Source organism: Citrobacter sp. TBCS-14 (assembly GCF_005280805.1).
In the GTDB taxonomy this organism is placed as follows: domain Bacteria; phylum Pseudomonadota; class Gammaproteobacteria; order Enterobacterales; family Enterobacteriaceae; genus Citrobacter; species Citrobacter gillenii.
Genome location: NZ_SZWM01000747.1, coordinates 1 through 232 on the forward strand (window position 1 = coordinate 1; position 232 = coordinate 232).

The 232-nt window shown below is 58.6% G+C and carries 1 protein-coding gene; it reads right to left on the minus strand.

Annotated features, from left to right (window positions below; translation table 11 throughout):
• On the minus strand, positions 1-232 hold a 232-nt coding region (locus FDX22_RS21065), incomplete at both ends, for an oligopeptide/dipeptide ABC transporter ATP-binding protein (RefSeq protein ID WP_370317669.1).

A 232-nucleotide genomic window follows, 5' to 3' on the forward strand; every position in this document is an offset into this window, starting at 1 on the left:
CAAAGCGACGACGGCAACGGGCGTTGAACGCACAGCCCGGTGGCGGATTCAGCGGGCTTGGCAGCTCACCGGTCAGCTTGATACGCTCGCGGCGATCGTCCGGGTTCAGGCGCGGCGTTGCGGAAAGCAGCGCCTGAGTGTACGGATGACGTGGATTATTGAAGATCTGATCCTTGGTTCCTTTTTCCACGCAGCGGCCCAAATACATCACCATCACTTCATCAGCAATGTG